The 11900-nt window shown below is 51.5% G+C and carries 9 protein-coding genes; all 9 read right to left on the reverse strand.

Going from position 1 to position 11900, the window contains the following annotated elements; genetic code table 11:
• Positions 1–4 precede the first annotated feature (4 nt).
• The 9 genes from argB to glf all read right to left on the reverse strand — a co-directional run bounded on the left by argB (position 5) and on the right by glf (position 11892).
• Positions 5–808, reverse strand: coding sequence for an acetylglutamate kinase (argB, locus tag B1748_RS18405; RefSeq protein WP_087569402.1), 804 nt, complete (start codon positions 806–808; stop codon positions 5–7).
• Positions 809–822: 14 nt separating this feature from the next.
• The gene (argJ, locus tag B1748_RS18410; RefSeq protein ID WP_087569403.1) at positions 823–2052 is read right to left on the reverse strand and encodes a bifunctional ornithine acetyltransferase/N-acetylglutamate synthase; all 1230 of its coding nucleotides are present in this window, start codon (positions 2050–2052) and stop codon (positions 823–825) included.
• Between the two features lie 72 nt (positions 2053–2124).
• Positions 2125–3174, reverse strand: coding sequence for an N-acetyl-gamma-glutamyl-phosphate reductase (gene argC / locus B1748_RS18415; RefSeq protein ID WP_087569404.1), 1050 nt, complete (start codon positions 3172–3174; stop codon positions 2125–2127).
• Between the two features lie 380 nt (positions 3175–3554).
• Positions 3555–4448: a YitT family protein gene (locus B1748_RS18420; RefSeq protein WP_373271286.1), complete on the reverse strand. Its 894-nt coding sequence runs from the start codon at positions 4446–4448 to the stop codon at positions 3555–3557.
• Between the two features lie 63 nt (positions 4449–4511).
• Positions 4512–5622 (reverse strand): peptide chain release factor 2 gene (prfB, locus tag B1748_RS18425; protein WP_108991670.1). Its coding sequence is split into 2 segments (ribosomal slippage): positions 4512–5549 and positions 5551–5622, totalling 1110 coding nucleotides; the frame shifts between segments, so codons are not numbered across the junction.
• A 305-nt stretch (positions 5623–5927) separates the two neighbouring features.
• Positions 5928–8435 carry a preprotein translocase subunit SecA gene (gene secA / locus B1748_RS18435; RefSeq protein WP_087569407.1) on the reverse strand — a complete coding sequence of 836 codons (2508 nt, stop codon included), beginning with the start codon at positions 8433–8435 and terminating at the stop codon, positions 5928–5930.
• A gap of 133 nt (positions 8436–8568) precedes the next feature.
• Positions 8569–9114 carry a ribosome hibernation-promoting factor, HPF/YfiA family gene (hpf, locus tag B1748_RS18440; protein ID WP_087569408.1) on the reverse strand — a complete coding sequence of 182 codons (546 nt, stop codon included), beginning with the start codon at positions 9112–9114 and terminating at the stop codon, positions 8569–8571.
• A 117-nt stretch (positions 9115–9231) separates the two neighbouring features.
• On the reverse strand, positions 9232–10293 hold the full coding sequence (locus B1748_RS18445; RefSeq protein ID WP_256975755.1) for a glycosyltransferase family 2 protein: 1062 nt from the start codon (positions 10291–10293) through the stop codon (positions 9232–9234).
• 489 nt (positions 10294–10782) lie between these two features.
• Positions 10783–11892, reverse strand: coding sequence for a UDP-galactopyranose mutase (glf, locus tag B1748_RS18450; RefSeq protein ID WP_087569513.1), 1110 nt, complete (start codon positions 11890–11892; stop codon positions 10783–10785).
• Positions 11893–11900 lie beyond the last annotated feature (8 nt).

The raw sequence follows: 11900 nt of genomic DNA on the forward strand, positions 1-11900 counted from the left end.
GGAATTACACCCGCCTTTCGCTGGATTGGACGATGCGTGTGCCTACTCCGCCTTCGCGGACGGCCCGCGTCAATACGCCAGGCTCCTGTCCGCTAACGATAACAACCTCTTGCACGCGTCCCTGTATACATTGCACCGCCGCGCGAACCTTCGGAATCATGCCTCCGTAGATTTCGCCGCTCGCGATCATTTCGTCGATCTCCGCCACCGTCACGGACGGGAGCACGACCTTCTCTCCGTCCACCGTCTTCATGATGCCCGGCACGTCCGTGACGACGATCATCCGCTCTACGCCCAGATGGGACGCAACCGCTCCTGCCGCCGTATCTGCATTAATGTTGTAGCGTTGTCCCGCAGCGTCGATGCCGATGGGGGCAATTACGGGAATATAGCCCATTCCCATCACCCCTTCGATAATGGACGCGTTCACATCCGTTACGTCGCCGACGAAGCCGATTTCGTGCGTGTTGCCCACCGGCTGAGCCTGAATCAAGCCGCCGTCCACGCCGGATAAACCAAGCGACTGGGCACCGTTAACGCCGATCTTGCGCACGATCTCTTTGTTGATCCGTCCCGCCAATACCATCTCCACGACGTCCAATACGTCGTCGTTCGTCTTGCGCAGCCCGTTCACGAACTCCGTCTCGATGCCGAGCTTCGTCAGCGTCTCCGAAATCGCGGGTCCGCCCCCGTGCACGATGACCGGCTTCACGCCCGCCGCCTGCAAGTCGCGCAATTCGTGGAAGAAGCCGTCGGGCAGCGCCGCGAGGGTGCTGCCGCCGCATTTCATCACAAACCGTTGTTCCATGTCCGCTCTCCTCCTTACGTCCGGTACGCCGCGTTAATGCGCACGTAGTCGTACGTCAGGTCGCAGCCCCAAGCGGTCGCGCTGCCGCTCCCCATATGCAGGTCGACGCCGATAACGACCGTATCGCCTTTGAGATATTCCAGCGCCGCATCCTCGTCGAACGCGACCGGACGGGATTGCTCCAGCGTCACGATATCGCCCAGCCTGATATCCACCGTAGCCGGATTTACCGGTTGGCCCGCGCGTCCCACGGCCGCGATAATGCGGCCCCAGTTGGCGTCGGCGCCGAACACCGCGGATTTTACAAGAGAAGAACCGATCACCGTCTTCGCAATCGCCTGCGCCGACTCATCGCTTTCCGCGCCGCGCACTTGCACCTCTACCAGCTTCGTCGCGCCTTCGCCGTCCCTGGCGATCGCTTTGGCAAGCACTTCGCATACATAACGAAGCGCGTCCGCGAACGCAGCCCAGCCTTCATGTCGAGGCGTAAGGGACTGATTGCCTGCGAGACCGCTTGCCATGGCGACTAGCATGTCGTTCGTGCTCGTGTCGCCGTCCACCGTAATCATATTAAACGTCAGATCCGTCGACTGGCGAAGCAACGTCTGAAGTTCGTCGCTTCCGATCGCGGCATCCGTCGTAACAAAGCCCAGCATCGTCGCCATGTTGGGATGGATCATGCCGGAGCCCTTCGCCGCGCCGGCAATGGACACGCGCTGACCGTCCAACATCAGCTCCACGCACACCATCTTCTGCACGAGATCCGTCGTGAGGATCGCTTGGCAGAAATCCTCAGCGCCAGCAAGACCGCCGTCCAACTTCGCCGGCAAGCCGTCGATTCCGGAGCGCACTTTGTCCATTTTCAAATTCTCGCCGATAACCCCTGTAGACGCTACTGCCACTTGATCCGCCGATACGCCGATCGCCTCCGCGAACCGGGAACGCATCTCGTAGGCATCCGCCTCGCCTTGTTCGCCTGTGCAGGCATTAGCGTTGCCGCTGTTGACGAGAACCGCTCTAAGCACGCCGTCCGATCCGATGCTCTCGCGCGTTACCTGCAAAGGCGCCGCCTGAAAAACATTCGTCGTATATACGCCAGCCGCCGTCGCCGGAACCTCGCATACGATAGCTCCCAGGTCGTGACGGGTTGTCTTCTTAAGTCCGCAGTGCAGACCGCCGGCCCGGAAGCCCTTGGGCGTCGTGACGGAGCCGTCCGCCAATACTTTGAAGCTGCCTTGTTCCATCTTGAATCGTGTCTCCTTGTCAGTTAGGTAGAAGCTGCCCGGTTGCCCAGGCATGATAGCGAGCAGCAGGAATTACGGATATACAGGAACGAATTGCAATCCCAGCGTCTCGTCCCAGCCCATCATAAGATTCAGGTTCTGTATCGCTTGACCGGCAGCGCCCTTAACCAGATTGTCGATGACGGACACGATCGTCACGCGACCCGTACGCTCGTCGACCGCGAAGCCGATATCGCAATAGTTGGAGCCCCATACTTCCTTCGTCGCAGGTACCTGTCCTTCCGGCCGAATACGAACGAAAGGTCTGCCCTCGTAGAAGCTGCGGTATAGATCAATGAAGTCGCTCGCCTTGCGGTCGCCCTTAATCGTGGCATACATCGTCGACATAATGCCCCGCGTCATCGGCACGAGATGCGTCGTAAACGTCGTCACGACCGGCGCCCCGGCCATATCCGACAGTATCATCTCGATCTCGGGGATATGCTGATGCTGATTGATTTTATAAGCCTTGAAGTTCTCGTTCAGCTCCGAATAGTGGGTGCCGAGCGAAGCGCCGCGGCCCGCGCCGGACACGCCCGACTTTGCATCGATAATGATGGTTGCGGGATCGATCCAGCCTTCCCGTACGGCCGGCGCAAGACCGAGCGTCGTTGCGGTTGGATAACAACCCGGATTGGATACAAAGCTCGCTCCGCGAACCTTCTCAGCATACAGCTCGGATAGGCCGAACACGGCTTGCTCCAGATAACGCTCGTCTGCTGCCGTTTTTTTGTACCATTGCTCATATAATCCTGGCGACTTCAATCGGAAATCTCCGGACAGGTCGATGACCTTAAGACCCGCTTCCAAATATTGCGGCGCCAGCTTGGAGGCAACGCCCGCAGGCGTGCCCAGGAATACAACATCCGCCTTCCGCTTGATCGCCTCGGCGTCGACATCGTCAAGCAGTTCTTCCCGAATGCCCGTCAAATGCGGATAACCTTCCGTAATCGGCGTTCCCGCGCTGGACGAAGAGATGACCGAAGTCACTTCCGCAAGCGGATGGGACGCCAGAAGCCTTATCAATTCAACGCCGCCGTATCCCGTCGAGCCGACGATGGCGACACCCAGCTTTTTGCCCATTGCGATCCACTCCCTTATTACAATCTCAATCTCATGATGCTATGTGATGTAGGCCCCACTGCCAAGGTAAAATGTCGTCCATGCGCTTGCAGTCGCGAGGCCTTCCAGTATCTACAACTTCCTATTTTACAACATTAAGGTTGTTATGAACATATGATTGAAGTCTGTATTATTATACATTCAGACTAATATTAATACAATAATCAATATGACGATATTTTCTCACTCTTGAGATTGACTAATTCCCTGCCAAACATTAAAATAGGAACAAATGTTCTGGTGCAATGTCTCATGATGAAGCATTCGTGGTTTATAAGGCCTGCACAGTTATGAATGCTCGGTTACGTCTATACATTCAGTCGCGCAGGCTCCCTTTCCTTTTATGTCTCCAACTTGAACCCTTGCCCGAGCACCTCGGCCGTATTGCTAATAATAACGAATGCCCCTGCATCGATGTCGCGCACAAGCACCTTAAGCTTCGACACCTCATTCTGGCTTACAACGACCATGAGTATCGTCCGGCCCTGACCCGTGAAGCCGCCATGTCCATCCAATCTCGTCAACCCGCGGTCCAGATCGTTCAGGATGGCCGTCGCCACCTCCTCCGTCCGATCGCTGATGATGAATGCTACCTTGGACAATTGCAGACCGTTCTGCACGAAGTCAATCGTCTTGCTGGTCACGAAAAGTCCGATCAGCGCGTACAACGACACCTCCGGCGAGAAAATAATACCCGCCGCAATAATAACGCAGCCGTCAAAACAAACAATCGCCAGATTGTACGGGAGCCCCGTAAACCTATGAAGCATCTGCGCCGCCAGATCAAGTCCTCCCGTGGATCCGCCTCCCCTGAACACCAACCCCAGCCCCAGTCCGACGCCGATCCCGCCGTATATAGAGGCCAAAATCGGATTGTCCGTAGGCGGCGGCATATGAGCTGTCAGAAGCACGAATAGCGGCAACACGATCGTACCCAGCAGCGTCTTGGCGCCAAATTTCCGCCCAATGATCAGCACTCCGGCTATGAACAACGGAATATTGATGGCCCATTGCGTGTACGCGGGCATAACGCCAGCCAGCTCTTGCACCAAAATCGATATGCCGGATACACCGCCCGAAGCAATGCCATTCGGCACAAGGAACAGATTAAAGCTCGTGGCTACGATCATCGAACCTAATAATAATTGCGCGATATTCCATATGGCGTACAGCCGTGGATTACGCCGCTTTAGCGAATTGCCGCGTTTTCTCTTTCCCACTTCCACTCGAACAATCCTCCTATACCCAAAAGAAGAGTCCCGCACCGTTAATTACAGTGTCAGAACTCTTCCCTTTTGTTATTCTTCCTGGCGGATCTGATGACGCAAGTAGCCGTCGATGAAAGCGTCGATATCGCCATCCATGACCGCGCCTACGTTGCCTGTCTCCACGGATGTGCGGTGGTCCTTGACCATGCTGTAAGGGTGGAAAACGTAGGATCTGATCTGGCTGCCCCAAGCAATGTCGGATTGCACCCCGCGAATCTCGGCGAGCTCTTTCATCTGCTCTTCGATCTTGCGCTCGTATAGCTTCGACTTCAACATCTTCATCGCGCGATCGCGGTTGGCGATCTGTGAGCGTTCCTGCTGACAAGCAACGATGATTCCCGTCGGAATATGCGTAATCCGGATCGCGGATTCCGTCTTATTGACGTGTTGGCCGCCCGCGCCGCTGGCTCTATACGTATCGACCTTCAGATCCTCCGAACGAATCTCGATCTCGATTGTGTCGTCGATCTCCGGCATGACGTCGAGAGAGCAGAATGACGTATGACGTCTTCCAGCCGAGTCGAACGGCGAAATTCGCACGAGTCGGTGCACGCCCTTCTCCGCTTTGAGGTAGCCGTAAGCATTGTATCCTTTGATCAGGATGGATACGCTCTTGATGCCCGCTTCGTCTCCGTCCTGGTAATCCAGCACCTCGACCTTGAAGCCGCGCTTCTCCGCCCATCTCGTGTACATCCGGTACAACATCAGTCCCCAGTCCTGCGACTCCGTGCCGCCTGCGCCGGGATGAAGCTCGATGATGGCATTGAGCTTATCGTAAGGCTGATTCAATAACAATTGAAGCTCGAAGTCGCCAACCTTCGTCAGCAGAGCCTCGACGCCTTGCGCCAGCTCGGCTTCGAGAGACTCGTCGCCCTCTTCCTCTACCAGCTCCATCATCATCTGCAGCTCTTCCCGATCGTTATTCATCCGGTCGTATTGTTCCACGACCGACTTCACGGCGTTCAGCTCGGAGATAATGCCCTGCGCCCGCTCATTGTCGTCCCAGAAGTCTGGCATCGACATTTTTTCCTCAAAGTTCGCGATGATCTCTTGCTTGAGATCCAGGTCAAAGAGACCCCCTGAGCTCTTGGAGTCGCTTGGCCATCTCGCGTAGATCCTGTTTTACCTTAATATCCAACATGGCACGATTCTCCTCAATATAAGGTAGTTCAAAAAGTCCGTTTTTGATCACGAAGTATCCCAAGAAGTTTATTCGACGTCGAATCTTGAATTCAACCGGAACTAAGCATATGCTTTCGAGGTATGTTTCCTCCGGAAACATTGCAGGTGCTCACGTAGCTCTGCTACGCTCCGCTCCTCATTTCCTAGTTTCATCCAACCTTCTCGGTGCTGAAAACCGGACTTTTTGAACCTTTATTTCAATCTGGTAGTTCAAAAAGTCCGCTTTTGATCGCCTTTTGAACCTTTATTTTTTCAACTACCTAATTACTTTCCGTGGCACTGCTTGTATTTCTTTCCGCTGCCGCATGGGCACATATCGTTGCGTCCGACGCGTTCTTCGCGCTTCGCTGGCCGCTTCTCCGTATTCTCGCCACCGCCGCTAGTCGACGACGTTTGGCCCTTCACGACCTCTTGGCGCTCCAGGTTGCTCTCTACGCGAGCTTTCATGATATACTTGGCGACTTCCTCCTGGATCGTCTCGATCATCGCCTTGAACATCTCGAAACCTTCGAATTGATATTCGCGAAGCGGATCCGTACCGCCGTATGCGCGGAGATGGATACCTTGGCGAAGCTGATCCATCGCATCGATATGATCCATCCACTTGCTGTCTACCGCGCGAAGCACGACTACCTTCTCGAATTCGCGCATCGTCTCGGCGCCAAGCTGCTCTTCTCTCTCGTCATAATATGCAACGACCTTGCCAAGGATGAATTCGGACATCTCCTCCTTCTCCTTGCCCCACAGCTCTTCCTTCGTAATGGAGCCGTCATCCAGAAGATTTGCGTGCACATAATCCACGATGGCTTGCAGATCCCAATCCTCCGGAATATCCTCTGCGCAATGCGCTTCAACGATACGCTCGACGACCGGCTTGATCATCTCCATCACTTCACTGCGAATGTCGGACGATTCCAGAATATCACGGCGCTGCTTATAAATAACCTCGCGCTGCTGGTTCATAACGTCGTCGTATTGCAGGACAACCTTCCGCGTATCGAAGTTGCTTCCCTCTACGCGCTTCTGAGCGGATTCTACGGCCTTGGAGATCATCCGGCTTTCGATCGGCTGATCTTCTTCCAGACCGAGACGGTCCATCATGACCATAATATTTTCCGAACCGAAGCGACGCATAAGCTCGTCTTCCAGCGACAGATAGAATTGCGAAGAACCTGGGTCGCCTTGGCGTCCCGCGCGTCCGCGCAGCTGATTGTCGATCCGACGGCTTTCGTGGCGCTCCGTACCGATAATATGAAGACCGCCAAGCTCAGGCACCTTTTCGCCCAGCAAAATGTCCGTACCGCGTCCCGCCATATTGGTCGCGATTGTTACGGCGCCGTATTGACCGGCACGCGAAATAATTTCAGCTTCCTCGGCATGGAACTTCGCATTCAACACTTTATGCTGGACACCGCGGCGCTTCAGCATATCGGACAGCTTTTCCGAATTCTCGATGGAGATCGTGCCGACCAGAACCGGCTGGTTGTTCTTGTGGCGCTCCACGATCTCTTCTACGACGGCCTTGAATTTGCCGTTTTCCGTCTTATACACGACGTCCGGGATATCCTTACGAATCATAGAGCGGTTCGTAGGAATCTGAATAACGTCCAGACCGTAGATCCGGCGGAACTCTTCTTCCTCCGTCTTCGCCGTACCCGTCATGCCCGCCAGCTTGCGATACATCCGGAAGTAGTTCTGGAACGTGATCGTCGCGAGCGTCATGCTTTCGTTCTGTACCTTGAGCTGTTCCTTGGCCTCAATCGCTTGATGCAGACCATCGCTGTAGCGGCGGCCGGACATGAGACGACCCGTGAACTCGTCGACGATAACAACCTCGTCCTCTTGAACGACGTAATCCACGTCCCGCTTCATAATGACGTTAGCCTTGAGCGCTTGCTGAATATGATGGTTAATAAGCACGTTGGCGTGATCGAACAGGTTCTCGATGCTGAAGGCGCGCTCCGCCTTCTCTACGCCTTGCTCGTTAAGCATAACGTTGCGAAGCTTGATATCGACCGTATAGTCTTCTTCGACCTTGAGTTTGTTCACGAAGCGGTCAGCCGCATGATACAGCTCTGTCGACTTGGCTGCTTGTCCGGAAATAATAAGCGGCGTACGCGCTTCGTCGACGAGGATGGAGTCCACTTCGTCAATAATCGCGTAGTACAGGGGACGCTGAACCATCTGTTCCTTGTACAGAACCATGTTATCGCGCAAATAATCGAATCCGAACTCATTGTTCGTGCCGTAAGTAATGTCGCAGGCATAAGCCTCTTGTTTCTCCGAATGCGACAACCCATGCAGGTTACAGCCCACTGTCATTCCAAGGAAATTATACAGCTCGCCCATGATTTTGCTATCGCGCTCAGCCAAGTAGCCGTTGACCGTAACGACGTGAACACCCTTGCCGAGCAATGCGTTCAAGTAAACGGGGAGGGTCGCGACGAGCGTTTTACCTTCACCGGTTTTCATCTCGGATATTTTACCCTCATGGAGCACCATACCGCCAAGAAGCTGCACGTCAAAATGGCGCATGCCGAGCGTACGCTTCGAAGCTTCCCGTACCGTAGCGAACGCCTCCGGCAGAATAGCCGTCAGCTCCTCGCCCTTTTCGATGCGCGCCTTAAACTCATCGGTTTTGCCGCGTAATTGTTCATCAGACAAAGCCGTAAATTTCGACTCCATCGCATTAATCTCTTCTACCGTCCGCATGAGGCGCTTTACTTCGCGCTCATTCGCGTCTCCGAATATTTTTTTCACCAGTCCGAGCATGGTTTTCCCCTTTCGGTAGTTGGTCTATTTGTTTAAGATTGTAACAGTTTGTAGACCCTGTCGCAATGCACCTGCGGCAAGGCGCAAAAAAGCCCTGCTCCAATATGGAGACAGGGCTCGCGGTTGTTATGGATTAGCCTTGCTCGATTAATCCGTATTTGCCATCGCTGCGTCGATAGACGACGTTGACCTCCTTGCTCTCCGCGTTGGCGAATACGAAGAAGTTATGTCCAACCATATTCATCTGCAGAATGGCCTCTTCCACATCCATCGGTTTCAGAATATGACGCTTCGTGCGCACGAGCTCCAGATCTTCTTCCTCTTCCAGCACACTGACTGCGGAGCCTTCTTCTCGGAACAGGGCTCTCACTCCGCTGCCCTGTCTGAATTTGCGATTGACTTTGGTTTTGTACTTGCGAATCTGGCGTTCCAGCTTATCCACCACCATATCGATGGACGCATACATGTCTTCGCTCTTATCTTCGGCGCGAAGCATAACGCCAACTAGCGGAATCATCACCTCTACCGTATGCTGTGCCTTCGTGACGGAGAGAGTGACATTAATTTCGGAGGTAATAGGTGATTCGAAATATCGTTCCAACCGGCTAAGCTTCTTCTCGACGTAATCTCTCAAAGCATCTGTAACCTGAAAACGTTGGCCTCGAATGTTGTAATTCATGGGGCATTCCTCCTTTACATGCTCTTATTATATCATATGCGGGAACCTAGATCAAAATAGTTTTTAGTTATTTGTGAATTTTCAGAAAATTAATGTCGGGATTGTGACAGTTCATCGTCACAACACCTTTAAGCGATTTTCAGAAGGCGCGTACTGGTAAGTTGCGGCCTCTTTATAATAATCAATGGCTTTACCCATCTGACCCGTTACTTCGTAATATACGCCTAGGTTGTGCAGTGCTGAGAAGCTTCCAGTTCCTAATACGCTATCATAACGGTTGGTTTCTCCTAGCTGCAAACATTTGTGGTAGGATTGTTCGATGAGCGGCAGCAGGTGGGCGTAGCTTGCCGTATCGTTCAGAATGAGATCCAAGTAATATTGGCCGCATACAAAATGGAAGTCTGGGAAATCATTCAGCTTCGGAGTTTCCGCCTCAATCACCGCCAAACCCTTATCTAGTTTCTTCGACGAAATCATGGCATACAAATAATCGACCACTACGTTCGGATGATAGTTTTCTTTACGTGTTAAAAGTATATAGGCTTCTGCCAAATGAAGATGGCAGAGTTTGAAGTTTTCGATGCCACGGTATTCTTTTGCGATTTGATAGTGGTAATAAGGATTTTTCGGATGAGCCTGAATCTCCATCTGAAGAAGCGGCACATTGCGTTCAGTTCTTAAAGAATCAACATAACCATCATGACCAACTTCAACGTTAATCTTGATCCGCGGGAGATCAGAAACAACTTGTTCATGTATTCTCCCCTCGTAGAACACCCCTTTCGGAAAAAGCCGGGAGATGAAGCACTGCGCATAGGCTATCTCTTCTTTGTCTTTGAAAGCGTCGATACGCCTCACACGTCCGATTGCAGGGTTTCCATTAATAAGGGCTTTGATTTCCTCAGCACAGTCGTACATGATATATTCATCTGCATCAAGGATCAGGTTCCAATCGCTTTTCGATTGCGAAAGAGCAAAGTTGCGGGCATCGGAAAAATGATTGTTCCACACGTAGTCATATATATTTGCATTATAGGAAAGCGCTATTTCTTTCGTCAGGTCTGTCGACCCCGAGTCAACAATAACAATTTCATCCACAATATCTTTTACGCTATCTAGACATCTGCCTAAAACGGCTTCTTCATTTTTGACGATCATCACCAAGGACAAGGTTTTCATGACTAGCCTCCGCGTGCTCATTATTCTTAATTCAATCAATTTCGACAGATTTGGATGCTGTCATTAGCCTAGATTTTAATCGAATCGGAAGGGGCGCCTAACCGCCGTCCTCTCACACCAACGTACATGCGGGTCCGCATACGGCGGTCCCAAAAGGTTAAAAAGGCTCTACCGTCTGGCAGTGTCATTTCGCCGAGGCTAGTCGGAAATAGCCACACCAGCAGATGAGCTAGTAGTTCAACTGAATAATCCGGTTCTCCATAGACAATATCGTGTTCACTTCGTCAACTCTCGTATCTTTTCTTTGAATTGCGAGATGTTTAGCCTCTTGCGAGGATTCGATAGCACCCTTTTGAATACCTAAAACATTATTGCGGCCGTACTTCGTCCAGCATAGGCTAAAACGGCCTTATCTCAAGAACAACAGCATCATTTTCTTTAATCTCTATTTGTCACACTAATCACATTGATAACAGAGAAGAGCCTGGATCAATTACTTTCTTCGAATTCCTTCTCCACCAGCCCTAACGCGGCCTCAATGACTTTATCCATGTCATAATATTTATAACCCCCTAATCTGCCTCCGAAAATTATATGCGGATCACTAGCCGCCAGCTCCCGATATTTCAGGAAAAGAGAGTTGTTGCGAGTGTCATTTATGGGATAATATGGTTCATCATCGCGAGTCCAATCTGCCGAGTACTCGTAGGTAATGACTGTCTTCATTTGTGTGCCGAATTCAAAATGCTTGTGTTCGATAATTCGTGTATAAGGTACATCAGCAGCGGTATAATTAACAACCGCGTTACCCTGAAAGTTCTCCTCATCCAAAATTTTCGTATCAAATACAAGGCTCCTGTATTCCAACTCTCCATAACAATACTTATAGAACTGGTCAATCGGACCTGTAAACAGCGTTTTGGTTGCAATATTGGGATTCTCTTTAACAAAATCGAAGTAGTCTGTACTTAGTCTCACTTCGATCCCCTCAAGCATTTTCTCTATAATTTGAGAATACCCACCAATTGGAATACCCTGATATCGATCCGTAAAATAATTGTTGTTGTAGGTAAAACGCACCGGCAAGCGCTTAATTATGAATGCAGGAAGCTCAGTACATGGCCGTCCCCATTGCTTCTCCGTGTAGCCCTTAATCAACTTCTCATAGATGTCCTTACCTACCAAACGAATAGCCTGCTCCTCTAGATTGCGAGGCTCGTCAACACCCGCATTAGCAATCTGCTCTTCGATGATTCGCTTAGCCTCTGCCGGCGTCTTTATCCCCCACATTTTGCTGAATGTATTCATGTTGAACGGCAGATTGTACAATTCATCATTGTACACGGCCACCGGAGCATTCACAAAATGATTGAACTCGGCAAACTGGTTGATATATTCCCATGTAGCTTTATTGGACGTATGAAAAATGTGAGCCCCGTATTTGTGTACGTTAATCCCTTCAACATTCTCTGTATAAATATTACCAGCAACGTGATCACGTTTGTCGATTACTAAACAACGTTTACCTCGCTTGGTCGCTTCATAAGCAAAAAGAGAGCCAAATGGTCCTGCGCCGACGATTAGATAATCGTATTGAATCAAAAGGT

The organism is Paenibacillus sp. MY03 (genome assembly GCF_002165585.1).
GTDB classification, from domain to species: Bacteria; Bacillota; Bacilli; order Paenibacillales; family Paenibacillaceae; genus Pristimantibacillus; species Pristimantibacillus agaridevorans.